The sequence below is a fragment of the Candidatus Pantoea rara genome (genome assembly GCF_051136265.1).
GTDB lineage: Bacteria > Pseudomonadota > Gammaproteobacteria > Enterobacterales > Enterobacteriaceae > Pantoea > Pantoea rara.
This window is the reverse complement of the sequence record NZ_CP194942.1, coordinates 1497018-1520898: the sequence shown is the minus strand read 5'-3', so window position 1 is coordinate 1520898 and position 23881 is coordinate 1497018. Positions and strand designations below refer to the sequence as shown.

General features: G+C 57.2%; 24 protein-coding genes and 1 other annotated feature. Of the genes, 16 read left to right on the top strand and 8 right to left on the bottom strand.

Annotation, left to right across the window (positions count from 1 at the left end):
- Positions 1 to 380: 380 nt before the first annotated feature.
- A complete protein-coding gene (sbcB, locus tag ACR8BF_RS07140; protein WP_179895353.1) occupies positions 381 to 1808 on the top strand; it encodes an exodeoxyribonuclease I in 1428 nt (475 codons plus the stop codon).
- Between the two features lie 60 nt (positions 1809 to 1868).
- Here the strand turns inward: sbcB and ACR8BF_RS07135 are convergent, their stop codons facing one another.
- The 5 genes from ACR8BF_RS07135 to ltnD all read right to left on the bottom strand — a co-directional run bounded on the left by ACR8BF_RS07135 (position 1869) and on the right by ltnD (position 6938).
- Positions 1869 to 3224 (bottom strand): GntP family transporter, encoded by a 1356-nt coding sequence (locus ACR8BF_RS07135; RefSeq protein ID WP_292992200.1) that lies wholly within the window; start codon positions 3222 to 3224, stop codon positions 1869 to 1871.
- A 124-nt stretch (positions 3225 to 3348) separates the two neighbouring features.
- Complete coding sequence (locus tag ACR8BF_RS07130; protein WP_434745780.1) at positions 3349 to 4134, bottom strand: HPr family phosphocarrier protein; 786 nt, start codon at positions 4132 to 4134, stop codon at positions 3349 to 3351.
- Positions 4134 to 4778 carry a 3-oxo-tetronate 4-phosphate decarboxylase gene (locus ACR8BF_RS07125; RefSeq protein WP_179895350.1) on the bottom strand — a complete coding sequence of 215 codons (645 nt, stop codon included), beginning with the start codon at positions 4776 to 4778 and terminating at the stop codon, positions 4134 to 4136. Before ACR8BF_RS07125 ends, ACR8BF_RS07130 begins: the two co-directional genes overlap by 1 nt.
- Positions 4771 to 6033, bottom strand: coding sequence for a 3-oxo-tetronate kinase (gene otnK, locus ACR8BF_RS07120; protein ID WP_434745779.1), 1263 nt, complete (start codon positions 6031 to 6033; stop codon positions 4771 to 4773). The genes ACR8BF_RS07125 and otnK overlap by 8 nt, the downstream gene beginning before the upstream one ends.
- Positions 6033 to 6938: an L-threonate dehydrogenase gene (gene ltnD / locus ACR8BF_RS07115; protein ID WP_434745778.1), complete on the bottom strand. Its 906-nt coding sequence runs from the start codon at positions 6936 to 6938 to the stop codon at positions 6033 to 6035. Before ltnD ends, otnK begins: the two co-directional genes overlap by 1 nt.
- 267 nt (positions 6939 to 7205) lie before the next feature.
- Here ltnD and ygbI point away from each other — a divergent pair, with 267 nt between their 5' ends.
- The gene (gene ygbI / locus ACR8BF_RS07110; RefSeq protein ID WP_434745777.1) at positions 7206 to 7967 is read left to right on the top strand and encodes a DNA-binding transcriptional repressor YgbI; all 762 of its coding nucleotides are present in this window, start codon (positions 7206 to 7208) and stop codon (positions 7965 to 7967) included.
- 49 nt (positions 7968 to 8016) lie between these two features.
- Here the strand turns inward: ygbI and ACR8BF_RS07105 are convergent, their stop codons facing one another.
- The gene (locus ACR8BF_RS07105; protein ID WP_010248042.1) at positions 8017 to 9375 is read right to left on the bottom strand and encodes an APC family permease; all 1359 of its coding nucleotides are present in this window, start codon (positions 9373 to 9375) and stop codon (positions 8017 to 8019) included.
- Positions 9376 to 9777: 402 nt separating this feature from the next.
- Positions 9778 to 11193, bottom strand: a complete 1416-nt coding sequence (locus ACR8BF_RS07100; RefSeq protein ID WP_434745776.1) for a glutamine synthetase family protein — start codon at positions 11191 to 11193, stop codon at positions 9778 to 9780.
- 204 nt (positions 11194 to 11397) lie between these two features.
- Between ACR8BF_RS07100 and puuD the strand changes: the two genes are divergently transcribed.
- The 3 genes from puuD to ACR8BF_RS07085 are packed head-to-tail and all read left to right on the top strand — an operon-like array spanning position 11398 to position 14012.
- Positions 11398 to 12165, top strand: a complete 768-nt coding sequence (puuD, locus tag ACR8BF_RS07095) for a gamma-glutamyl-gamma-aminobutyrate hydrolase (protein ID WP_179895345.1) — start codon at positions 11398 to 11400, stop codon at positions 12163 to 12165.
- Positions 12158 to 12715, top strand: a complete 558-nt coding sequence (gene puuR / locus ACR8BF_RS07090) for an HTH-type transcriptional regulator PuuR (RefSeq protein WP_179895344.1) — start codon at positions 12158 to 12160, stop codon at positions 12713 to 12715. The genes puuD and puuR overlap by 8 nt, the downstream gene beginning before the upstream one ends.
- 19 nt (positions 12716 to 12734) lie before the next feature.
- Entirely contained in the window at positions 12735 to 14012 is a 1278-nt protein-coding gene (locus ACR8BF_RS07085) for an NAD(P)/FAD-dependent oxidoreductase (RefSeq protein ID WP_434745775.1), read from the top strand.
- A 168-nt stretch (positions 14013 to 14180) separates the two neighbouring features.
- On the opposite strand, the gene ACR8BF_RS07080 is transcribed toward ACR8BF_RS07085, so the two are convergent.
- Positions 14181 to 15008 (bottom strand): SDR family oxidoreductase, encoded by an 828-nt coding sequence (locus tag ACR8BF_RS07080; protein ID WP_179895342.1) that lies wholly within the window; start codon positions 15006 to 15008, stop codon positions 14181 to 14183.
- 179 nt (positions 15009 to 15187) lie between these two features.
- Between ACR8BF_RS07080 and hisL the strand changes: the two genes are divergently transcribed.
- The 11 genes from hisL (at position 15188) to ACR8BF_RS07025 (ending at position 23863) form a co-directional block, all read left to right on the top strand.
- On the top strand, positions 15188 to 15235 hold the full coding sequence (hisL, locus tag ACR8BF_RS07075) for a his operon leader peptide (RefSeq protein WP_434745925.1): 48 nt from the start codon (positions 15188 to 15190) through the stop codon (positions 15233 to 15235).
- Positions 15211 to 15331, top strand: a sequence feature (His leader region). It overlaps the preceding gene by 25 nt.
- 48 nt (positions 15332 to 15379) lie before the next feature.
- On the top strand, positions 15380 to 16279 hold the full coding sequence (hisG, locus tag ACR8BF_RS07070) for an ATP phosphoribosyltransferase (protein ID WP_179895341.1): 900 nt from the start codon (positions 15380 to 15382) through the stop codon (positions 16277 to 16279).
- 3 nt (positions 16280 to 16282) lie between these two features.
- The gene (hisD, locus tag ACR8BF_RS07065; protein WP_434745774.1) at positions 16283 to 17587 is read left to right on the top strand and encodes a histidinol dehydrogenase; all 1305 of its coding nucleotides are present in this window, start codon (positions 16283 to 16285) and stop codon (positions 17585 to 17587) included.
- Positions 17584 to 18660, top strand: a complete 1077-nt coding sequence (gene hisC / locus ACR8BF_RS07060; RefSeq protein WP_434745773.1) for a histidinol-phosphate transaminase — start codon at positions 17584 to 17586, stop codon at positions 18658 to 18660. The genes hisD and hisC overlap by 4 nt, the downstream gene beginning before the upstream one ends.
- A complete protein-coding gene (hisB, locus tag ACR8BF_RS07055) occupies positions 18657 to 19724 on the top strand; it encodes a bifunctional histidinol-phosphatase/imidazoleglycerol-phosphate dehydratase HisB (protein WP_434745772.1) in 1068 nt (355 codons plus the stop codon). The genes hisC and hisB overlap by 4 nt, the downstream gene beginning before the upstream one ends.
- A complete protein-coding gene (gene hisH / locus ACR8BF_RS07050) occupies positions 19724 to 20314 on the top strand; it encodes an imidazole glycerol phosphate synthase subunit HisH (protein WP_008926061.1) in 591 nt (196 codons plus the stop codon). The genes hisB and hisH overlap by 1 nt, the downstream gene beginning before the upstream one ends.
- Positions 20314 to 21051 (top strand): 1-(5-phosphoribosyl)-5-[(5-phosphoribosylamino)methylideneamino]imidazole-4-carboxamide isomerase, encoded by a 738-nt coding sequence (hisA, locus tag ACR8BF_RS07045; protein WP_434745771.1) that lies wholly within the window; start codon positions 20314 to 20316, stop codon positions 21049 to 21051. The genes hisH and hisA overlap by 1 nt, the downstream gene beginning before the upstream one ends.
- The gene (hisF, locus tag ACR8BF_RS07040; RefSeq protein WP_004571310.1) at positions 21033 to 21809 is read left to right on the top strand and encodes an imidazole glycerol phosphate synthase subunit HisF; all 777 of its coding nucleotides are present in this window, start codon (positions 21033 to 21035) and stop codon (positions 21807 to 21809) included. The genes hisA and hisF overlap by 19 nt, the downstream gene beginning before the upstream one ends.
- Positions 21803 to 22414, top strand: a complete 612-nt coding sequence (gene hisIE / locus ACR8BF_RS07035; RefSeq protein ID WP_434745770.1) for a bifunctional phosphoribosyl-AMP cyclohydrolase/phosphoribosyl-ATP diphosphatase HisIE — start codon at positions 21803 to 21805, stop codon at positions 22412 to 22414. The genes hisF and hisIE overlap by 7 nt, the downstream gene beginning before the upstream one ends.
- Positions 22415 to 22528: 114 nt before the next feature.
- Entirely contained in the window at positions 22529 to 23005 is a 477-nt protein-coding gene (locus ACR8BF_RS07030) for a YbaK/prolyl-tRNA synthetase associated domain-containing protein (protein WP_434745769.1), read from the top strand.
- A gap of 66 nt (positions 23006 to 23071) precedes the next feature.
- Positions 23072 to 23863, top strand: a complete 792-nt coding sequence (locus tag ACR8BF_RS07025) for an ABC transporter substrate-binding protein (protein ID WP_179895334.1) — start codon at positions 23072 to 23074, stop codon at positions 23861 to 23863.
- The last annotated feature ends 18 nt before the right edge of the window (positions 23864 to 23881 follow it).

Sequence of the window (23881 nt, the reverse complement as noted above, 5' to 3'; positions counted from 1 at the left end):
TGAAATAGCCTGGGCGTAGTCAGCCCAGGCATTGAAAAAATGCGAAACGGCTTCCGGTTTCCGAATGGCCCCAGTCTTCAGCAATAGGGGTTTATGCGTCTGAAGCGGCGATTGTTGCTGCCTGGCGGCAAAAACAGATGTCAGGCTGGCTAAACCCTTAACTTCAGGCGTGCCGGAATATGGTTTACCATACAGGGATGGCGTCAGGCGCAGCCATGGGCCGCTATAATGACACTGTATGGCTGAACCCCGGTCAGCGCACATCAGACAGAACGATCATAACGCACCCTGCTGCGCGCAGAGAGATTCAGAGCGAACAGAAAGCCGGTGACTCGCTTTCTGTTCATAAAGTCAGTGAACGCAATGAACGGATATGAAATTTGAATAACGACCGCGTACAGCCCACTTTCCTCTTCCACGATTATGAGACCTTCGGCACCAGCCCGTCTCGTGACCGGCCAGCCCAGTTTGCCGGCCTGCGCACCGACAGTGAGTTTAATCCGGTTGGCGAGCCTGAAGTGTTTTACTGCCGCCCCCCTGATGACTATCTGCCCCAGCCTGAAGCCGTGATGATTACCGGCATTACCCCACAGATAGCGATGAGTCGGGGCGTGATCGAAGCAGCGTTCGCTGAACGCATCCACGGGCTGTTCACCACGGAGCAAACCTGTGTGGTGGGCTACAACAATGTGCGTTTCGATGATGAAGTGACGCGTAATATCTTCTATCGCAACTTTTACGATCCCTATGGCTGGGCCTGGCAAAACGGCAACTCACGCTGGGACCTGCTGGACGTGATGCGCGCCTGTTATGCGTTACGTCCCGAAGGGATCAACTGGCCGGAAAATGAAGAAGGCTTTCCCAGCTTCCGGCTGGAGCATCTGACCAAAGCGAACGGCGTATCCCATGAAAATGCGCATGATGCGATGTCCGATGTGTACGCCACGCTGGCGATGGCGAAACTGGTCAAAGAGAAGCAGCCCAAACTGTTTGAGTTTTTGTTTACCCACCGTAACAAAAACAAGCTGATGAACCTGATCGACATCCCGCAGATGAAGCCGCTGGTTCATGTCTCAGGCATGTTCGGTGCCGCACGCGGTAACACCAGCTGGATTGTGCCGCTGGCCTGGCATCCCGATAATCGAAATGCGCTGATCGTGGTGGATCTGGCGGGCGACATGTCGCCGCTGCTGCAACTGGATGCCGACACGCTGCGTGAGCGTCTTTATACGCCGAAAAACGATCTCGGCGATCTGCCCCCTGTGCCGGTTAAACTGGTGCATATCAATAAGTGTCCGGTGCTGGCCCCTGCCAGTACGCTGCGCCCGGAAGATGCGGCCCGGCTGGGCATTGATCGTCAGCACTGTCTGGCGAATCTGGCGCTGCTGCGTCAGCAGCCGGATGTACGGGAAAAACTGGTCACGCTGTTTGCCGAAGCGGAGCCATTTACGCCGTCAGACGACGTGGACACGCAACTCTATGATGGCTTCTTCAGTGATGCCGACCGCGCGGGGATGAATATTATCCGCCAGACCGCGCCGGCGAATCTGCCTGCGCTGGATCTGAGCTTTGAAAGTGAGCGCGTGGCGAAACTGCTGTTCCGTTACCGGGCACGTAACTTCCCCGGCACGCTGGATGATGCCGAGCAGCAACGCTGGTTGCAGCATCGCCGTGAAGTGCTGAACGCTGAGCGGGTGCAGGCGTTTATGCAGGAGCTGGAGGGACTGGCCAATCTGCATGAAGCAGATGCAGAAAAGGTGGGGCAGCTGAAAGCGCTTTATCTGTATGCGCAGGAGCTGGTTTCCTGAATCACGAAAGCAATCTGACCTGGCATCCCCTGCCGGGTCAGATTGTCTGATGTCAATTAATCAGAGCACGGCCCACGCCAGCCAGGTCAGCGCAAAACCGCTTAATCCCATTATTGTCGTCAGCACCGTCCAGGTGCGTAAACCATCGGCGACGGATAATCCAAGATAACGGGTCACCACCCAGAAACCCGCATCATTGACATGCGACAGTCCCAGGCCGCCGAAACAGGCCGCCAGCGTGACCAGAACCCGTTGCATATCCGTCACGCCGGTTACCGCCTGCGTCAGCAAACCGCTGGTGGTCAGGATGGCTACTGTGGCTGAACCCTGTGACGCGCGTAGCGCCAGCGACAGGATAAACGCAGCCGGCACCAGCGGCAGGTGCAGCGTTTCAAGTGTGACCGCCAGCGCTTTACCCACGCCCGACTCCACCAGCACTTTGCCGAATGCTCCACCCGCACCGGCCACCAGAATCACGCTGGCGGAGGTGGGAATGGCCCGGCCAGTCAGATCTTCCAGCTTATCTTTGCTCCAGCCACGCCGTACGCCCAGCAGCCAGGCTGCCAGACCTAACGCAATCAGCAGAGCAATCGGTGGCGTACCGATCACGGTCATGACGTTACGCAGCAGACTCCCCTCAGCCAGCAGCGTATGGGATAGCGTTCCCAGTACAATCAACACAATCGGCACCACAATCAGACCGCTGATGGTCAGTGCGCCGGGCGGTGCTGGCTCATTTTTCTTTTCCTGTCCCTCAGGTTTCGCCATCTGCAACTGTTCCAGCACGTCGACCGACAGATGATAATGGCGACGGTTCATGACCTTCGCCACGTAGTAACCGATGATCCCGACCGGCACTGAAATCGCGATACCCAGTATCATCAGCCATCCCATGTCGGTGTGCAGGATCCCGGCCGCAGCCGCTGCGCCCGGATGGGTCGGCAGCGCCACATGCACCGTCAGCATTACGCCCGCCATTGGCAGGCCAAACTTAAGCGGTGAGACACGCGCCACTTTGGTGAAGCCATAAATCAGCGGGATGACGATGATAAAGCCCACTTCGAAAAACACCGGAATACCCAGAATAAAGGCCGCCATGGTCAATGCCGCAACGGTTCGCTTCAGCCCCAGCGTTTTACTGAAGCGTTGCGCCAGCGATTCAGCCCCACCCGAGGCTTCAATTATTGCGCCGAGCATGGCACCCAGCACGATGATGATGGTGATGTGACCGAGCAGCCCGCCCATCCCGGTGATAATCGTTTCCATGATTTTTTCAGCCGGAATGCCGGTTGCGATAGCCACCAGCAGGCTGACAATTAACAGGGCGACAAACGGATGAACTTTGGCTTTGATGACCAGCAGCAGCAGAATCACGATGCTGGCGGTCGCTATGGCTAACAGCAGTGCGGTGGACATAGTAAACCTCAGAAATTGTTATATTTTTTGGGTTATCGGCGTAGAGAAATAGCAGGTGCAGGGCAAGAAAAAGGCAAGCCGCCTCCTACCGGTGCCGAAACACCGGTTTTTACAGCGCGTTAAATCAGGCTTTTATCTTCCAGGGCGCAAACCAGCCAAGGCCCTCGGTCGTGTTGCCGCGCGGGATATACTCGCAGCCCACCCAACCGGAATAGCCAACCTCATCCAGCAGTGAGAAGAGCCAGGGATAATTAACTTCACCCTCATCCGGCTCGTGGCGATCCGGTGCCGACGCAATCTGTACGTGGCGATAGCGTCCGGCATAGTGGCGAATCAGATGGCTGAGGTTGCCGTCCACCCGCTGCGCATGGAACAGGTCGAGCTGAGTGAAGACATTGGGCCGGTCGATCTGCCCGACCATCTCCAGTGTCTGATACTGACTGGCATAGAGATAGTTGGGTTTCGTTATCGGGTTGAGCGCTTCAATCAGCAGGATGATGCCGTGCGGTGCAAAGCACTCAGCCGCATAACGCATGTTGCTGATAAAGGTCTCAACATAGCGCTGGCGGTCGGCACCGGGTGGCACCGTCGCAGCCATGATGTGAACCTGCGGACAGTTCAGTGCAAGCGCATAGCTCAGGGCGCGATCGATATCCGCCTTTGCTTCTGCTTCCCGTCCGGGGATGGCGGAGACGCCCCACTCGCCCGCCGCAACGTTGCCCGGGGCAGTATTGAACAGCACCAGTTGCAGCTGGTTATCATCGAGCCACTGTTTTATCTGCGCAGCGGGATAGTCATAAGGAAACAGAAATTCGACCGCCGTGAAACCGGCTTCAGCCGCTGCAGCGAAGCGTTCAGCAAACGGAAATTCTGTGAACTGTGTCGAGAGGTTAGCAGCAAACTTCGGCATTATCGGCTCCTTAATTCCGCCACTTCGGCATCATCGAGATAACGAATCGGGCGGTCGCCCAGGGTAAAGATCAATCGGGCGGTCTCTTCCAGCTCTTCGGTGTTATCTGCCGCTTCCTGTAATGACTTGCCCACCACCACCGGACCGTGATTCGCCAGCAGGAAAGCGCGGTAGCGCGGGGCCAGCGCCGCCAGATCCTCAGCCAGTCGTCCATCACCCGGCTTGTAATACGGCACGACCGGCACGTCACCGACCCGCATCACCACATAGGGGGTAAACGGGCGAATGCAGTTGTCCGGGTCCAGCCCCTGTAAACAGGAGAGTGCTGTCAGGTAGTGACTATGCAGATGCACCACCGCCCTGCACTCAGGATTATTCAGGTAGAGCGCGCGGTGAAACGCTATCTCTTTGGAGGGTTTATCGCCGGAGAGCCATTCACCCTCAGGCGTCACTTTCGACAGCCGGTCACTCTTTAATTCACCAAGGCAGGATCCAGTGGGTGTCGCCAGCAGATTGCCATCCTCCAGCAGCATCGAGAGGTTGCCCGCCGAGCCGGTGGCATAGCCGCGCTGAAAGAACGAGGCGCCAAGACGCACCATCTCGTCACGCGCCTGCTGCTCCGCTAAAGAAAAAGTGTCAGTCATAAGTGAACTCCGTTTGCGCGCGGCGGAAGAAATCTTCGTCGCCAAAATTTCCCGATTTCAGCGCCAGAGAGAGCGGCTGATGAATGTCGCGAACCCAGGGCACGCCGGGCGAAATCGTCGGGCCGATGTGAAAGGCCGTAACACCCAGGCTCTGCGCGACCACGCCGGAGGTTTCTCCGCCCGCCACGATAAAGCGCTGCCAGCCGCGCTGTTTCAGCTCGCGGGTAACCGCCGCGAAAAGTTGCTCAACGGCCTCGCTGCTGCGCTGCGCACCATAGCGCTGCTGAATCACCTGCAATTGGTGCGCGTCAGCGGTGGCAAAAAGCATCGGTGCCAGCGTCTGCTGACTGTTTGCTTCCACCCAGTCGCACAGCTGACGGGCATAATCCCCGACATCTTCCAGACAGTGTTCAATCTCTACTTCGCAGGCCGGTGCCAGCTGGCGGTACACGGCCACCTGAAGATTGGTCATCTGCGAGCAGGAACCGGAAAGCACCACGGTGCAATCGCCCTGCGGACGGCCTGCCTGCTCCGCCTCAGCGTCGGTCTCCGCCGTCGCCCACTGACGTGCCAGACCGATAGCCAGCCCGGACCCGCCGGTGACCAGCCGCATCTCACTCAGCGCCGCGCCCAGCGTCAACAAATGCGCCTGATGCAGAGTGTCAGTCACGACATAGTTGATCCCCTGCGCCGCCAGCTGGCCAAGCGCCTGACGCACTGACTCTGCACCCTGATCGACCTGCGCCGCCGCGAGCAGCCCGGCTTTGCCTGTCGCCTGCGACGCCATCAGACGCAGCAGGTTGCTGTCGTGCATTGGCGTGACCGGATGATGCCGCATCCCGGAATCTGACAGTAGCTGGTCGCCAACAAAGAGATAGCCCTGGTAGACGGTGCGCCCATTCACTGGCAGCGCCGGACAGATGATCGTCTGCGTTTCACCCAGTGCTTTCATCAGGGCGTCAGTCACAGGCCCAATATTGCCCTGCGTGGTGCTGTCGAAGGTGGAGCAATATTTGAAATAAAAGCGCTCGCAGCCCTGCTTCTGCAGCCATGCCAGCGCAGCCAGCGACTGGGTAACCGCCTGCTCTGCCGGGCAGGAACGGCTCTTAAGACTGACCACAATCGCCTGTGGCTCGGTGATTTCTTCACTGACGGGGATGCCGTTAAACTGAATGGTGGTCAGCCCGTTCTGCACCAGAAAACTGGCGATGTCCGTGGCACCGGTAAAATCGTCTGCTATGACACCAAGACGCATCAGTGTTTCTCCCCGGCCTGCGGCAGCGTGATGCCGCTGAAGATTTTAATCACGGCACTGTCATCTTCACGGCCATAACCGGCGTTACTGGCTTCGGTGAACATATTGAGTGCGGTTGAGGCCAGCGGCAGCGGAAAGTGCAGCGACTTCGCGGTATCGGCCACCAGGTTGAGGTCTTTCACAAAGATATCGACCGCCGATTTTGGGCTGTAGTCGCCGTCTACCACATGTCGCATGCGGTTTTCGAACATCCATGAATTGCCCGCCGCATTGGTGACGACTTCATACATGGTTTCCAGCGGGATGCCGGCACGCGCCGCCAGCGCCATCGCTTCTGCGCCCACCGCGATGTGAACTCCCGCCAGCAACTGATGAATAATTTTGACCGTTGAACCCAGGCCGATCTCACTGCCCACGCGATACACTTTGGCCGCGACGGCATCCAGCACCGGTTGCAGTTGTGCAAAGGCCGCGTCACTGCCTGAGGCCATCACGGTCATCTCACCGCTGGCCGCTTTGGCCGCGCCGCCAGAAACCGGGGCATCCAGCATCAGCAGCTGGTGTTCGGCGAGCCGCTTTTCAATCTGTTGCGCATCCAGAGCGGACAGCGTGGAAGAGACCATCACTACCGTGCCTGGACGCAGTTTTGCAGCCAGTCCCGCTTCACCGAACAGAATGGCGTTCACCTGCTGCGCATTCACTACCAGCAATAAAATGGCATCGAGCTGGTCAGCGAAGGCTGAGGCGGATGGCTGCGCATCGCGCGCGCCAGCCTGGCGTAAACGCTCAAGTGCTTCCGGGTTTAAATCGACACCCCAGGTATTAAGACCGGCACGCAGACAGGATTTCGCGGCACCCATGCCCATAGAACCTAACCCGATAACACAGATGTTTTCAGCTGGCACGTTACGCCTCCACTGTTAAATTAAGTGATTATTTGTTTGTTACTGTTAATCCTGCCAGCTTCCTGTCGGTAAAAATGTGCCCGGCCTCACAAAAAAGCATCAACTTTGTGAACACGAACAATTTTTAACATCATCCTATACGCAGCCATGACAGCACTGAACCCCTGAAAAAGCAGGCATTGCTGTGATTTCAGCTGTTATTTTTTGTTCTGGTTAACTGGCAGATACTTTATAATGTGAAAAAATGATAATTATCAGGGAGCCGATATGATTCCGGTTGAACGTCATCAGCAGATTCTGGCGCTGGTTGCCGATCGTGGCGTGGTGAGTATTGCAGAACTTACAGAGCGGCTGGGGGTGTCACACATGACCATACGCCGTGATGTACAGAAACTGGAGGAGCAAGGTGCGGTGTTATCGGTTTCGGGCGGTGTGCGCTCTGCCGATCGGCTGGCGGCTGAACCGTCACATCTGACGAAAAGCGCGCTCTACAACGATGAAAAGCGTGCAATTGGTCGCACCGCAGCGCGGCATATACCGCGTAACAGCTGCCTCTATCTGGATGCCGGAACCACGACGTTAGCGCTGGCAAGAGAGCTGGTGGATCGGGATGATTTGCTGGTGGTGACCAATGATTTTATGGTGTCGAATCTGCTGATGGAGGCGAGTCAGTGCCGGGTTATTCATACTGGCGGCACCGTATGCCGGGAGAACCGCTCGTGTGTCGGCGAGTCGGCGGCACGCAGCCTGCGTCATCTGGCCATCGATATTGCCTTTATTTCCGCCTCCTGCTGGGGGCCGCGAGGCTTGTTTACGCCGGATGAGGATAAAGTCATGGTGAAGCAGGCAGTGAGTGAGGTGAGCAGCAAACGCGTGTTGCTGAGTGACAGTTCGAAGTACAACAGGATTGCGACGTTTCTGGCATTACCGCTGGAGAAGTTTGATGTGGTTGTGACCGACAAAAAGCTGAGTGATGCAGGGCAGGAATGGCTGAGTGCGGGTAGCTGGGAGCTGATACTGGCCAGTTAAACGGTTGCCGCCTTTCCGGAAGACCAGGAAGGCGGCAACGTTAGCGCGATTAAACTTCTTCGCTGAACTGCGGCACCGGATTACGGAAGCTGCGGGTCACAAAGGCCAGGTAGATAATCCCGATGGCGGCCCAGATCAGGCCCAGCTCCATAGAACTCTCTTCCAAGTTTACCCACAGCGCACCGACCGTCAGTGCACCCAGCAGCGGCAGGAGCAAATACTGAACGTGATCTTTCAGCGTACGGTTACGCTTCTCACGGACCCAGAACTGCGCGATCACCGACAGGTTCACGAAGGTAAACGCCACCAGCGCACCAAAGTTAATCAGCGCGGTTGCCGTCACCAGGTCAAAGTTAATTGCCATCAGCGCAATCGCACCGACCAGCAGCACGTTGAGCGACGGGGTACGCCATTTTGGATGGATGTAACCGAAGAAACGCTCCGGGAAGACGCCATCACGGCCCATCACATACATCAGACGCGATACGCCAGCGTGCGCTGCCATACCGGATGCCAGCACCGTGACCACCGAGAAGATCAGGATGCCGACCTGCAACGCTTTACCAGCCACGAACAGCATGATTTCAGGCTGCGAGGAGTCCGGATGCTGGAAGCGAGTGATGTCCGGGAAGTAAAGCTGCAGGAAGTAAGACGCCGCGATAAAGATCACCCCCCCAATCAGCGCAGTCAGGAAAATGGCGCGCGGGATGGTGCGTTCTGCATCTTTGGTCTCTTCCGACAGCGAACTGATGCCATCAAAGCCGAGGAACGAGAAGCAGAGTATCGTCGCACCGGTAATCATCGGCACCACATGCGCATTCTCAGACCAGAATGGACGGCTGCTCACCAGCGTGCCGGAGCCGACGCCGCTTGCCACACCGTAGATCACCATCGCGGTAATCCCGACCATGACAACCACCTGCAGCACCACAATCACACTGTTGAAGTTCGCAACAGTTTTGATGCCTTTAAGGTTAGAGAGCGTCATAAATCCGACCAGCAACACCACGAAAATCCACGACGGAATGCCCGGCACCAGTGATTCGAAATAGTTTTTAGCCAGCAGGATGTTGATCATCGGCATGAACAGGTAGTCCAGCAGAGATGACCAGCCGACCATAAAGCCGACGTGCGGACTGATCGCCTTCTGAGCATAGGTATAAGCGGAGCCCGCAGAGGGGAAGCGGCGTACCAGCTTACCGTAACTCACGGCAGTGAACAGAATCGCAATCAGCGCGAAAGCATAAGCGGTGGCGACGTGACCCTCGGTCAGACCGGAAACGATGCCAAAGGTATCGAACAGGGTCATAGGCTGCATGTAGGCTAAGCCCATCATGACGACCGGAAGTAACGTGAGTGTTTTTTTGAGCTGCGCACGCTGCGGTGCGGCGGAGGTATTAAGCGACATGCTTCAGTCCCTCCTGTACGACAACCTGGCTGGGCTGGGTCACAGGGCAACTGCGCATTACGCGACAGGGAGTAAGGTTAGCGGTTAACGCGGCGCCGTAGTCATCACGAAAACGCGTACCAGCGTTGGCTGGCAGAGTGAAAAACATCCCCATCTTTTAATCCTCAATCTCACGCTTACGCGTGTTTTCAGTGTTTATCTATCCGGGTGCGTGCCCGGCCTCGGTTAAGTCAGCAAAAACGCTTTTATAAAACAGGATGCAAAAAAATAACCGGCGCGTGAAGCGTCGGTTATCATCTGATTTTGCAGGCCGCGTATTCTGCCCTAACCGGTGGCAGGAATACAAGCCGCTGGGGCATGTTATGCAAAAAAAGCGCGCATAAATACCCGAAAACCGGCGTTTCAGGCGTTTTTCAACATCCAGTCGATTTCCGTAGACGTAATCAGCCGCTCAAACTGCATCAGTTCATGATGCTTGCAACTGTGCCAGACCCTGGCAAAACGTTCGCCCAGTAACTTCTGCAACGGATAACTACTGTCAAATTCATACAGTGCATCGCTCTGGCGGATGGGCAGTGCCAGCCCCTCAGCATGGTGACCGTTACCGGTGACCGGATGCGGTAGCGGCAACTGGGTATCCAGCCCATGCAGCATCCCGGCCAGGATAGCTGATATCACCAGATAGGGGTTAGCATCTGCACCCGCCACGCGATACTCAATACGGTGATTGTCGATATCACCGCAGGGCACGCGCAGCGCGACAGTCCGGTTGTTATGGCCCCACGAAGCCTGTAACGGCACATAGGCGTCCGGGACAAAGCGGCGATAGGCGTTCACATTGGGTGCCAGCAGCGCCATCGAAGCCGGCATCAGGTCGATCATGCCGGCCAGCGCCCGTTTCATCAGCGGAGAATCGCTGCCGTCGTCACAGGCGAAGGCGTTGTGGTCGGCGGCATCCAGCATGCTGATATGCACATGCATCCCGCTGCCCGCGTACTCCTCATACGGCTTGGCCATAAAGGTCGCGGTCATACCGTGATTTTCCGCCACCTGACGAATCAGGCGCTTCAGTTGCACCGCGTGGTCGCAGGCACGCAGCACGTCGCGGGTATGATGCAGGTTAATTTCAAACTGTCCGGGCGAGGCTTCCGCCAGCGCGCCATCGGCCGGGATGCCCTGCTGACGCGCCAGATCGTCGATATCACGCAGCACATCGGCGAAATGATCGAGGTTATCCACCGAATAAACCTGGCTCTGCATATTGCGTTCATCACTGCCGGGCGAACACGGTGGCTGAATAAAGCCCTCAGCATCGCGCTTTTTGTCCACCAGATAGAACTCCAGCTCTACCGCTACCACCGGGAACAGACCTCGGTTACGCAGCTGTTGCCACAGCCGGTTAAGGACATTCCGGGGTTCAACGTCAAAGGGAGTGCCATCTTGGTTGCACATGGTTAACAACAATTGCGCAATGTGTTGAGGGTCAGAAGCAGAGGGAACTAAGGTACCGGAGACGGGCAGGCAAAGATTATCGGGTTCGCCCAGTGACTGGCCGAGTCCCGCTTCTTCTACCGTGTTGCCGAGGATATCCATGGCAAACACAGAGGCGGGGAAATAACACCCTTTTTCCAGCTTAGACAGCGCAGAGATTGGAATGCGCTTGCCGCGGAATACACCATTTAAATCATTTAACAGGATGTCGACGTACTGCGTTTCAGGATGGCGCTCCAGCCAGGTTTGCACCTCATGCTGGAACGCGCTGGTTCGCTTCTCTTCACTGTGAAGCATAAAGTCTTCTACTTCTACCAGGTTAGTCATGATCTCACCCGCCCCTATTAGGTTTGCGTAATGCTCAAAATAACAGCCACACCACTAACATAGCGCCAACATAAAAAGTGTGCAAATGTAACAAATCTGTTTGAAGAACAACCACCGGATTGCTAGATTGAAAAAATATTGCACACTTAACCGCCAGACGTGCCCTTTCGGTAGATATTTCGACCAGCGATGCGAGGACGTGAGATGGGCATTATTTTTGACAAGCCGTTGATTGGCGTAGTGATGTGCCAGAAAGATCTGGGGGGTCACTTAACCCAGACGGTCCACAACAAGTACATGGATGCGATTGTCCTTGCGGGTGGCGTGCCGCTGGCCCTGCCCCACAGTCTGATGCATGCCCCTCATCTATTAGAAAACGCTATGGCTGTTCTGGATGGCCTGCTGCTGACTGGAAGCCCCAGCAATATCGAACCCTGGCATTATGGCGAAACAGGTGAGGAGCCGCATGCCGATCCCGGCCGGGACCGTCTTGCCTTTCAGTTGGTTACCTGGGCCACCAGCCACAAAATGCCGATGTTCGGGATTTGCCGTGGTATGCAGGAGCTGGTGGTGGCCAATGGGGGTGCGCTGTGGAGGGAGGTCAGCGGGCAGCCGCCGTTTCAGCGTCATCATGAAGATGAGACGCTGCCACTGGACCAGCAGTATGCGCCGGCACATCAGGTCTCTATCGAACCGGATGGCGTGCTGGCGACATTACTCGACAGCGATAGCCCGCTAAGGGTCAATTCACTGCATCATCAGGGCGTACGTGAGCCAGGCCCGCAACTGCGCGTTGAAGCGCGCGCGCCGGATGGCCTGATTGAGGCGGTGAGTCTTCGCCATCATCCCTTTGCCCTGGCGGTGCAGTGGCATCCCGAGTGGCAACCGGAAAGCACGGCGGGATCGCAGGCGTTGTTCAGCGGCTTTATTCAGGCCGCCATTCGCTATCACAGGGGAAAAGCAGATGAGTGATGCCACGCTGGCACCGGGACGACGGCTGGCGCAGATCCGGCAGACGATGGGGCTGTCGCAACGTCGGGTTGCCGAACTGGCTGGACTGACCCACAGCGCCATCAGCACCATTGAGCAGGATAAGGTCAGCCCGGCGGTCAGCACGCTGCAGAAGCTGCTGAAAGTTTATGGACTGTCGCTGTCAGAATTCTTCTCGGAACCTAAGGCGGATGCGGAGCCGAAGGTGATTGTCCGTGCCAGCGACCTGCTTGAGATTGGCAGCCAGGGTGTTTCACTGAAGCTGGTCGACAACGGTCGTCCGCAGCGTACGCTGGGTATGCTGCTGGAAACCTATCAACCCGGCGCCAGCACCGGCGAGAAGCTGCGTCATCCCGGCGAGGAGACCGGTACTTTGCTGGAAGGAGAAATTACGCTGGTCATTAACGGACAGCAGTTTCATCTCTCTGCGGGAGAGAGCTATGTAATTGATACTGGCTTACCGCACAGCTTCACCAACCGTGCTGAAATTCCCTGCCGCATTGTCAGTGCCCATACGCCAGCCAACTTTTAGGCGCATTCCGGAGAGTGTTATGAATTATGTGGAGAGTTATTACGCAGCGACTGCCAATCCGCATGCGCCCTGGCCGACCTTACAGGACAGCATTCAGTGTGACGTCTGTATTATTGGCGGCGGTTTTACCGGTCTCTCAGCGGCGCTGCATCTGACCGAGGTCGGCTACGACGTGGTCGTGCTTGAAGCGGCCCGCGTTGGCTTTGGTGCCAGCGGTCGTAACGGTGGTCAGGTGGTGAACTCCTACAGTCGCGACGTGGATGTGATTGAGCAGCGCTACGGCAAAGAGAGCGCCCGCATGCTGGGCGGCATGATGTTTGAAGGCGCTGAGATTATCCGCGATCGCATTAAGCGGTATGCGATTGAGTGCGACTACCGGCCTGGCGGCGTGTTTGCAGCCCTGAATGCGCGTCAGATGGCGCATCTGCAGAAACAGAAAGCGTTGTGGCAACAGTATGGAAATTACGATCTGGAATTGCTGGACGAACGCGGCATTCGCCGCGAAGTCGCCACCGAACGCTACGTCGGTGGACTGCTGGATCGGCGTGGCGGTCATCTGCATCCGCTGAACCTGGCACTGGGTGAAGCAGAGGCCATCCGGCGTCATGGTGGACGCATCTATGAGCAGTCCGCCGCGACAGAGGTGGTTTATGGCACGCCTAACCGGGTGAAAACCGCCCAGGGTGAGGTCAGCGCGCAATTTGTCATCTTCGCCGGTAACGCCTATCTGTCACCACAACTGGAGCCTCGCCTCAGCAGAAAAAGCATGCCGTGCGGTTCGCAGATTGTGGCAACCGAGCCGCTGACGCCTGACCAGGCGTTGTCGCTGATGCCGAACAACTACTGTGTGGAGGATTGCAACTACCTGCTGGATTACTTCCGTCTGACCGCCGACAACCGGCTGCTCTATGGCGGTGGCGTCGTCTATGGCGCGCGCGAACCAGCGGATATTGAAGCGTTAATACGACCCAAGCTGCTCCGCACTTTCCCGCAGTTACAGAACGTGAAGCTGGACTTCAGCTGGAGCGGCAATTTCCTGCTGACTTTGTCGCGTATGCCGCAGTTTGGCCGGCTGGAGAACAATGTCTATTTTATGCAGGGCGACAGCGGCCACGGCGTGACCAGCACGCATCTCTCCGGCAAGCTGATCAGTGAAGTGTTACGCGGCGACGCCGAACGGTTTGATGCCTTCGCCCGCCTGCCTCACCTGCCGTTTCCTGGCGGACGGCGCTTTAAAGTGCCGCTGACGGCGATGGGCGCAGTGTGGTATGCGCTAAGGGATCGATTAGGGGTGTGAGACTGAGGGCCAGACTTTGCTGTCTGGCCCGGTGAATACCGGTCTGGCTGCGGGGCACATTCTGCTCTGCAGATGACGCTTTAAAGTATGTTGTAACTACGAAGGCAATTTAAAGGCGGCGATAATCCAGCGGGGGCGCCCCGCCCCCGCAACAATCCTTGCCGCTTGTTATTCCAGCGGCATCTTCACCGGATCGTCATAGCGGTACTCAAAACCGAGTTCGCTACAGATTCGCGAACCATCAATCAGCTTGCCACTGTCTTTGACGGCTTCTGGCGCGAACTGTGGCGGTTGCAGGCCAAGCTGGCGCGTAACCGCAGGATAGAAGGTGTCACGCGTCGGGTGTTTTGGCGCACTAAGGTTGTAAACCCGCCCTCCTTTCGGCGACTGCAGCAGCAGCGTAATCGCCTCGACCACATCATCCAGATGCACCAGATTCACGCCCTGCGAGCCATTTGCCACATCCTGCTTACCCGCCAGGAAGCGGCCCGGATGGCGTTTTGGCCCCACCAGACCGGACAGACGCAGAATATCTACGCTGGTCCCAGGCAGATCGTGCAGCCAGTTCTCCAGTTTAACCAGCGTCTTTCCCGCCACCGTTTCTGCCATCAGCGGGCTGTTTTCCCGCTTAACGCCGGAGCTGCCGCCATAAACTGACGTTGAGCTGGTAAAGATGATGCGCGGCACTTTATACACCAGCGCGGTGTCGACCACATTCTGCACCGCCTGCAGATAGGCCTCGCCACCTTCTGCGGTCCGGCTGGCGGGCAGCGTGACGATCAGCGCATCTACATCGAACAGCGGCTCAATATCGGCGGCATCACACAGCAGTTCCGGCGTCAGTTCCAGCTGGAACGCCTCAATGCCGCAGCGGCGTGCGGCTTCAACACCATCTGGCGTGGTTTTGCTGCCGGTGACCTGCCAGCCTCGCGCGGTTAACGCCGTGGCCAGCGGCATACCCAACCAGCCCAGTCCCACAATCGCGACCTTCTTCATTTTGACTCCTGACGTGAAACATCAACCCTGACTTCACCGTAGTTTGCCCCCGGATTGCAAACCAGAACAACCTGTTTCAGCGCTTTCCGAACCGCCTGTTTAAAAAAGTGTTGCCAAGCGCAGCCATCTTCGCTAGGTTAAACCCCACAAATGAATACTCATTCATCGACGAGATTATTATGACACGCCTTCAGTTCAACCATCATCACCACCATCATCCTGACTAGTCTTTCAGGCGGTTGGTGCTGGAAGACTTTCAAGATCTTCCAGTGGTGTGAACGCAAGAGAACCCCCGGAAGATCGTCTTCCGGGGGTTTTTTTATGGGCTGACGTAACCACACATTCAGGACAGGATTAAGAGGACAGGAACCATGTTAGATAACACCCGTTTACGCATAGCTATGCAGAAATCCGGCCGTTTAAGTGATGATTCACGCGAACTGCTGGCGCGCTGCGGCGTTAAAATCAACCTTCAGCAACAGCGCCTGATTGCGTTTGCGGAGAACATGCCGATCGACATCCTGCGTGTGCGTGATGACGATATCCCTGGCCTTGTGATGGATGGCGTAGTGGATTTAGGCATCATCGGTGAGAACGTGCTGGAAGAAGAGCTGCTTTCGCGCCGTGCCCAGGGTGACGATCCGCGTTACTTTACGCTGCGCCGCCTGGACTTCGGCGGCTGCCGTCTGTCGCTGGCGATGGCGACAGACGCCGAATACACCGGCCCGGAATGCCTCGATAAATCCCGTATCGCCACCTCTTATCCGCACCTGCTCAAACAGTACCTCGACAAGAAAAACGTCAGCTTCAAAACCTGTTTACTGAACGGCTCTGTAGAAGTGGCGACCCGCGCCGGTCTGGCAGACGCCATCTGCGATCTGGTCTCCACCGGTGCCACGCTGGAAGCCAATGGCCTGCGCGAAGTAGAAGTGATCTACCGTTCAAAAGCGGTGTTGATTCAGCGTGACGGCGAGATGCCTGCCGCCAAGCAGGAGTTGATCGACAAGATGATGACGCGTATTCAGGGCGTGATTAAAGCGCGTGAATCGAAGTACATCATGCTGCACGCGCCGAGTGAGCGCCTGGAGGAAGTGATCAGCCTGCTGCCTGGCGCTGAGCGCCCGACCGTCCTGCCGCTGGCAGGCGATGTCAGCCGCGTGGCCATGCACATGGTCAGCAGCGAAACTCTGTTCTGGGAAACCATGGAAAAACTGAAAGCGCTGGGTGCCAGTTCAATTCTGGTGCTGCCTATTGAGAAGATGATGGAGTAAGCCATGGCCTTTTCTACCCCGATTGAGTGGCAGCAGTGCACCCCCGAACAGCAGCAGGCGCTGCTGTTACGTCCTGCCATCGCAGCGTCTGAAAACGTCACACTGACAGTGCGGAATGTGCTGGAGCAGGTAAAGCTGAACGGTGATGACGCCCTGCGCGAGTTTAGCGCCCGCTTCGACAACGCGCAGGTGGAAAACCTGCGCGTGACGCCGCAGCTAATCGCAGAAGCCAGCGCTCGCCTGAGTGACGAGCTGAAGCAGGCGATGGCTGTCGCGGTGGGGAATATCGAAACGTTCCACAATGCGCAGATTCTGCCGCCGGTGGATGTGGAAACGCAGCCTGGCGTACGCTGCCAGCAGATCACCCGCCCGGTGAAATCAGTCGGACTCTATATTCCTGGTGGCTCCGCTCCGCTCTTCTCTACTGTGCTGATGCTGGCGACACCTGCCCGCATCGCCGATTGTGGCCGTGTCGTGCTCTGTTCACCCCCGCCGATTGCCGATGAAATCCTCTATGCCGCCCAACTGTGTGGTGTAGAAGAGGTATTCCAGGTGGGTGGCGCGCAGGCTATCGCCGCGCTGGCCTTCGGCACTGAAACCGTGCCGCGCGTCGACAAGATTTTTGGTCCGGGCAATGCCTGGGTGACCGAAGCGAAACGTCAGGTGAGTCAGCGTCTTGATGGCGCGGCGATTGACATGCCCGCCGGTCCGTCAGAAGTGCTGGTGATTGCTGATGAAGGTGCCACACCCGCGTTTGTCGCGTCTGATCTGCTCTCACAGGCCGAACATGGCCCCGACTCGCAGGTGATTCTGCTGACGCCGTCGTTAAAGCTGGCCGACGCGGTCGCGGTGGCGGTTGAGCAACAGCTGGCGCAGTTGCCGCGTGCGGCCACGGCGCGTCAGGCGCTGGAGAGCAGCCGCCTGATTGTGGCCCGCGACCTTGAGCAGTGTGTCGCCATCTCTAATCTTTACGGCCCGGAACACCTGATTCTGCAGACCCGCCAGCCGCGCGAACTGGTGGAGTCAATCACCAGCGCCGGTTCGGTATTCTTAGGCGACTGGTCGCCGGAGTCCGCAGGCGACTACGCTTCGGGCACCAACCACGTGTTACCGACCTACGGTTATACCTCGACCTGTTCCAGCCTGGGCCTGGCCGATTTCCAGAAACGCATGACGGTGCAGGAGCTGACGCCGCAGGGCTTCCTGAATCTGGCCGCCACGATTGAAACACTGGCCGCCGCCGAGCAGCTGGATGCCCACAAAAATGCCGTCACCCTGCGCGTTGCCGCACTGAAGGAGCAAGCATGAGTCAGAATATTGAGCAGCTGGCGCGCGCCAATGTGCGCGCTCTGACGCCCTATATGTCGGCGCGTCGTCTGGGGGGTAACGGCGATGTCTGGCTCAATGCCAACGAGTTTCCGCTGCCGGTGCCGTTTGAGCTGTCGCAGCAGACGCTGAACCGCTATCCGGAATGTCAGCCGAAAATAGTGATTGAGCGCTATGCCGCTTACGCAGGTTTAACGCCGGAGCAGGTGCTGGTCAGCCGTGGCGCAGATGAAGCCATCGAACTGATCATGCGCGCCTTTTGTGAGCCGGGGCAGGATGCGATTCTGTTCTGCCCACCGACCTATGGCATGTACAGCGTCAGCGCCGAAACCATCGGCATTGAATACCGTACCGTTCCTGCGCTGGGCGACTGGCAGCTGAACCTGCCCGCTATCGCGGAACAGCTGGATGGCGTCAAAGTCGTTTATCTCTGCAGCCCGAACAACCCGACCGGCAATCTGATCAATCAGGATGATATTCGTCAGTTGCTGGCGATGACCGCCGGTAAAGCGCTGGTGGTGGCCGATGAGGCCTATATTGAGTTCTGCCCGCAGGCGACCCTGACCGGCTGGCTGAAAGATTATCCGCATCTGGTGATCCTGCGTACCCTTTCAAAAGCCTTTGCGCTGGCGGGCCTGCGTTGCGGCTTTGCGCTGGCGAATAAACCTGTGATTGACCTGCTGATGAAGGTGATCGCGCCCTACCCACTGGCCACGCCGGTGGCCGATGTGGCCGGTCAGGCACTGAGTGAACAGGGTATTGCGTTAATGCGTGAACATGTTGCGGAGCTGAATGCAAACCGCAGCTGGCTTCTGTCCGAACTGCCTCAGCTGGCCTGCGTTGAGCAGGTTTTCCCCAGCGAGACCAACTATGTGCTGGCGCGCTTTACCGATTCACCAAAAGTCTTCAAAACCTTATGGGATCAGGGCATTATCCTGCGTGATCAGAACAAAAATCCGGGCCTGTCGGGATGCCTGCGCATCTCCATCGGCACGCGTGAAGAGTGCGAACGAGTGATCGCCGCGCTGCAAGCCTTTTCTGTGGAGCAAGCATGAGCCAGAAGACCCTTTTTATTGACCGTGACGGTACATTAATCTCTGAGCCGCCTGAAAATTTTCAGGTGGATCGTCTGGATAAGCTGGCCTTTGAGCCAGACGTTATCCCGGCGCTGCTGGCGCTGCAGGCCGCCGGTTATCGTCTGGTGATGATCACTAACCAGGATGGTCTTGGCACCCCCAGCTTCCCGCAGGCCGATTTCGAGGGCCCGCACAATCTGATGATGCAGGTTCTGACCTCGCAGGGCATCGCGTTTGATGATGTGCTGATCTGCCCGCATATGCCGGATGATCACTGCGACTGCCGCAAGCCGAAAACCAAAATGGTGGAAGCCTGGCTGGCTGAAGGTGCGCTGGATACTGCCAGCAGCTATGTGATTGGCGATCGTCTGACCGATGTGCAGCTGGCGGAGAACATGGGCATTCAGGCTATCCGCTACGGCGCTGATGGCCAGAGCTGGCAGACCATCCAGCAGCGTCTGACCCAGCGCGATCGCCATGCGCTGGTGCAACGCAACACCAAAGAAACCCAGGTGCGGGTTGAACTGTGGCTGGACCGCGAAGGCGGCAGCAAAATTAATACCGGCGTGGGTTTCTTCGACCACATGCTGGACCAGATTGCAGTGCACGGCGGCTTCCGCATGAATATCGAAGTGAAAGGCGATCTCTACATTGACGATCACCACACGGTGGAAGATACCGGTCTGGCGCTGGGCGAAGCGCTGCTGAAAGCGCTGGGCGACAAACGCGGCATCGGCCGTTTTGGTTTTGTGCTGCCGATGGATGAATGTCTGGCGCGCTGTGCGCTGGATATCTCCGGCCGTCCGCACATCGAGTTTAAGGCGGAGTTCAACTATCAGCGCGTGGGCGACCTCAGCACCGAGATGGTCGAGCACTTCTTCAGCTCGCTCTCTTACGCCATGATGAGCACCCTGCATCTGAAAACCAAAGGCAAGAACGACCATCACCGCGTCGAAAGTTTGTTTAAAGCCTTTGGTCGTACGCTACGCCAGGCGATCCGCGTTGAAGGCAATACCCTGCCGAGCTCGAAGGGAGTGCTGTGATGAACGTGGTGATCATGGATACCGGTTGTGCCAACCTCTCCTCGGTGAAATGGGCGATTGAACGTCTGGGCTATACCCCGGAAGTGAGCCGCGATCCTGATGTGGTGCTGCGCGCCGACAAACTGTTCCTGCCAGGCGTGGGCACCGCACAGGCGGCAATGAATCAGCTGGAAGAGCGTGACCTGATCGATCTGGTGAAAGCCTGCACCCAGCCGGTGCTGGGGATTTGCCTGGGTATGCAGCTGCTGGGACGCGGCAGCGATGAAAACGGTGGCGTGCCGACGCTGGGCATTATCGATGAGCCGGTGTCATTAATGGACACCCACGGACTGCCGCTGCCGCACATGGGCTGGAACCAGATTACCGCGCAGGCGGGCAATCATCTGTTCCGTGGCATCGATGAAGGTTGCTACTTTTACTTCGTCCACAGCTACGCAATGCCGGTCAACGCCAGCACCATCGCCCAGTGTCACTACGGTGAAGCCTTCACGGCAGCGGTGCAGAAAGATAACTTCTTCGGCGTCCAGTTCCATCCGGAACGCTCGGGCAAAGCGGGCGCACAGCTGCTGAAAAACTTCCTGGAGATGTAATGATTATCCCCGCGTTAGATTTAATTGACGGCAAAGTTGTTCGTCTGCATCAGGGCGATTATGGTCAGCAGCGCGATTACGGCAGCGATCCGCTGCCCCGTCTGCAGGATTATGTAAGCCAGGGCGCGACCGTGCTGCATCTGGTGGATTTAACCGGCGCGAAAGATCCGGCGAAACGCCAGATTGCGCTGCTGAAAACCCTGCTCAACGGCGTTGATGTCACGGTACAGGTCGGTGGTGGCATTCGCAGCCGGGACGATGTTCACGCGCTGCTGGAAGCCGGCGCAAGTCGTGTGATGGTTGGTTCCACCGCGGTGAAACAGCCTGAAGAGGTAAAGCAGTGGTTTGCGGAGTTTGGCGCAGAGGCGATTGTGCTCGCGCTGGACGTGCGCATTGATGCCAGCAACCGCAAGGAAATAGCGATCAGTGGCTGGCAGGAAGCGGCGGGCGTAACGCTGGAAGAAGTGATTACTGATTTTCAGCAGGTGGGTCTGAAGCACGTGCTGTGCACCGACATTTCGCGCGACGGCACCCTCAGCGGCTCCAATGTTTCACTCTATCAGGAAGTCACGGCGCGCTTCCCGGCAATTGCTTTCCAGTCCTCGGGGGGCATTGGCGATCTCAATGATATCGCCGCCCTGCGCGGCAGCGGCGTTCAGGGCGTAATTGTCGGACGTGCGCTGCTGGAAGATAAATTCACAGTTTCGGAGGCGATCGCATGCTGGCAAAACGGATAATTCCCTGCCTGGACGTACGTGACGGCCAGGTGGTTAAAGGCGTACAGTTTCGCAATCACGAGATCATCGGCGACATCGTGCCGCTGGCGCAGCGCTATGCTGCCGAAGGTGCTGACGAACTGGTGTTCTATGACATTACCGCCTCATCTGATGGCCGCGTCGTCGATAAAAGCTGGGTGTCACGCGTTGCGGAAGTGATCGATATTCCGTTCTGCGTGGCAGGCGGTATTAAAACGCCGGAAGACGCGGCGCGCATTCTGGAGTTTGGTGCGGATAAGATTTCGATTAACTCACCAGCGCTGGCCGATCCCTCACTTATCACCCGCCTCGCGGATCGTTTTGGCGTGCAGTGTATTGTGGTCGGCATCGATACCTGGTTTGACGAAGCCAGCGGCAAGTATCAGGTGAATCAGTACACCGGTGACGAAGCGCGTACCCGCGTGACACAGTGGGAAACGCTGGAGTGGGTGCAGGAAGTGCAGAAGCTGGGCGCCGGCGAGATCGTACTGAACATGATGAATCAGGATGGCGTGCGTAACGGCTATGACCTGGTGCAACTGAAGAAAATGCGTGAAGTCTGCAACGTCCCGCTGATCGCCTCTGGCGGCGCAGGCACGATGCAGCACTTCCTTGACGCGTTTACTGAGGCAAATGTGGATGGTGCTTTAGCCGCCTCAGTATTCCATAAGCAGATTATTAATATTGGTGAGCTGAAGAGCTTTCTGATCGACAACGGAGTGGAGATTCGCGCGTGCTAACTGAACAACAACAGGCTCTTCTCGATTGGGACAAAATACAGGGCATGATGCCGGTCATCGTTCAGCACAGCGTCTCAGGCGAAGTGCTGATGCATGGCTACATGAACCCAGAGGCGCTGGAAAAAACGCTGGCAGAAGGCAATGTCACCTTTTTCTCCCGCACCAAAAACCGTCTGTGGACCAAAGGCGAGACCTCGGGCAACTTTTTGCAGGTGGTGAGCATTACGCCTGACTGCGACAACGACACGCTGCTGGTGCTGGCGAACCCGATTGGCCCGACCTGCCATCTGGGCACCACCAGCTGCTTTTCACCGGCCGTACCGGAATGGACCTTCCTCTATCAGCTGGAAGAGCTGCTGGCGTCGCGCAAAACGGCCGACCCTGAAAGCTCCTACACCGCACGGCTTTACGCCAGCGGCACCAAGCGCATCGCGCAGAAAGTGGGCGAAGAAGGCGTTGAGACCGCGCTGGCGGCTACCGTCAACGATCGGGATGAGCTGACCAATGAAGCGTCAGACCTGGTTTATCACCTGATGGTGTTGTTGCAGGATCAGGATCTGGACTTCAGTGCCGTGATCAACAACCTGCGCGCCCGCCATAAGTAACGGTGCAATAACCTGCTCAGAATTTCGTTTTTATACGGATTCTGAGCAGAATCCTTCTCAATCCTCACCCCCATCCCGCACAATAACGGCGACTCAAACCTCAGGGAGAGAACCGTGACCACCCATGAAAAATTAATTGCCCTGCTCGACCAGTACCAGGCTCGCTATCGTCTGATGGAGCATGAGGCGACCGGTAAATGTGAAGCCGTTGCGGCAATACGCGGCACCGAAATCGGCCAGGGTGCGAAAGCGCTGGTCTGTCATGTGAAAGGCAATGGCGTGAAACAGCATGTGCTGGCAGTTTTACCAGCCGATCAGCAGGCCGATCTGGGCAAAGTCGCGGCAGCGGTCGGTGGACGACGCGCCTCACTCGCCAGTCCGGCGGAGACCGATCTACTGACCGGCTGCGTATTCGGGGCGATCCCGCCGTTCAGCTTTCATCCCGACCTCAGACTGGTGGTTGACCCCGCGCTGTTTGAACGTTATCCGGAGATCGCGTTTAACGCGGGTCTGCTGGAGCGCTCAGTGATTCTGAACACCGAAGATTACCGCTCGCTCTGCGCGGCTGACGTGGTGAAGATAACGCAGTAATTGCCATCCCGGCAGGCCGGCGATACTCTGCATCATCACTCATCACGACAGAATAAGAGCAAAATCATGAACATTTTCACTCAACGCCTGCGTCAGACGCTGGCTGTGGCCGTTATGACAGGCTGCGCTTTTGGCGCGCAGGCGAAAATCGAGCAGGTGCGTTTTGCGGTCGATCCAACCTATCCGCCGTTTGAATCGAAAACGCCGCAGGGTAAGCTGGTGGGTTTTGATATCGATCTGGGCAATGCGCTCTGTACCCAGATGCAGGCGAAATGTGTCTGGGTCGAAAGCCAGTTCGACGGCATGATCCCGGCACTGAAGGCGCGGAAATTTGATGCCATTCTGTCCGACATGGGCATTACCGAAGAGCGCCTGAAGCAAATCGATTTTACCGTGCCGCTCTATGACACCCACACCCAGCTGATCGCCCGTAAAGGCGCAGGCATACTGCCAACGGTTGAGTCCCTGAAAGGCAAAACAGTCGGCGTGGAGCAGGGAACGGTACAGGAGCGCTATGCACTGGCGAAATGGCAGCCCCATGGTGTGAACGTTGTGCCTTATGGCGATCAGGCACAGGTGGAAAGCGATCTGGTTTCAGGCCGGCTGGATGCTGTCTTCACTGATGCGGCACAGGCGGCCATTGGCTTCCTGAAGCATCCGCAGGGCAAAGATTTTGAACTGGCTGGCCCGATTATTCAGGATCCGATTATTGGGCCCGGGACGGCAATTGGCCTGCGCAAAGGTGATGCTGAACTGAAAACCGCGCTGGATAACGCCTTCACCGAAATCAAAAAGAACGGCACGTTTGACCAGATTCAAAAGCGCTACTTCGCTACGGATATCTCTATCCAGCAGTAACCTCGCGATCGCCCTTTT

Coding starts and splice junctions, on each gene's coding strand:
- ACR8BF_RS07135 (WP_292992200.1), bottom strand. CDS start 3,224: ATGTCCACCGCACTGCTGTTAGCCATAGCGACCGCCAGCATCGTGATT.
- ACR8BF_RS07130 (WP_434745780.1), bottom strand. CDS start 4,134: ATGCCGAAGTTTGCTGCTAACCTCTCGACACAGTTCACAGAATTTCCG.
- ACR8BF_RS07125 (WP_179895350.1), bottom strand. CDS start 4,778: ATGACTGACACTTTTTCTTTAGCGGAGCAGCAGGCGCGTGACGAGATG.
- otnK (WP_434745779.1), bottom strand. CDS start 6,033: ATGCGTCTTGGTGTCATAGCAGACGATTTTACCGGTGCCACGGACATC.
- ygbI (WP_434745777.1), top strand. CDS start 7,206: ATGATTCCGGTTGAACGTCATCAGCAGATTCTGGCGCTGGTTGCCGAT.
- ACR8BF_RS07105 (WP_010248042.1), bottom strand. CDS start 9,375: ATGTCGCTTAATACCTCCGCCGCACCGCAGCGTGCGCAGCTCAAAAAA.
- ACR8BF_RS07100 (WP_434745776.1), bottom strand. CDS start 11,193: ATGACTAACCTGGTAGAAGTAGAAGACTTTATGCTTCACAGTGAAGAG.
- puuD (WP_179895345.1), top strand. CDS start 11,398: ATGGGCATTATTTTTGACAAGCCGTTGATTGGCGTAGTGATGTGCCAG.
- puuR (WP_179895344.1), top strand. CDS start 12,158: ATGAGTGATGCCACGCTGGCACCGGGACGACGGCTGGCGCAGATCCGG.
- ACR8BF_RS07085 (WP_434745775.1), top strand. CDS start 12,735: ATGAATTATGTGGAGAGTTATTACGCAGCGACTGCCAATCCGCATGCG.
- ACR8BF_RS07080 (WP_179895342.1), bottom strand. CDS start 15,008: ATGAAGAAGGTCGCGATTGTGGGACTGGGCTGGTTGGGTATGCCGCTG.
- hisG (WP_179895341.1), top strand. CDS start 15,380: ATGTTAGATAACACCCGTTTACGCATAGCTATGCAGAAATCCGGCCGT.
- hisD (WP_434745774.1), top strand. CDS start 16,283: ATGGCCTTTTCTACCCCGATTGAGTGGCAGCAGTGCACCCCCGAACAG.
- hisC (WP_434745773.1), top strand. CDS start 17,584: ATGAGTCAGAATATTGAGCAGCTGGCGCGCGCCAATGTGCGCGCTCTG.
- hisB (WP_434745772.1), top strand. CDS start 18,657: ATGAGCCAGAAGACCCTTTTTATTGACCGTGACGGTACATTAATCTCT.
- hisH (WP_008926061.1), top strand. CDS start 19,724: ATGAACGTGGTGATCATGGATACCGGTTGTGCCAACCTCTCCTCGGTG.
- hisA (WP_434745771.1), top strand. CDS start 20,314: ATGATTATCCCCGCGTTAGATTTAATTGACGGCAAAGTTGTTCGTCTG.
- hisF (WP_004571310.1), top strand. CDS start 21,033: ATGCTGGCAAAACGGATAATTCCCTGCCTGGACGTACGTGACGGCCAG.
- ACR8BF_RS07025 (WP_179895334.1), top strand. CDS start 23,072: ATGAACATTTTCACTCAACGCCTGCGTCAGACGCTGGCTGTGGCCGTT.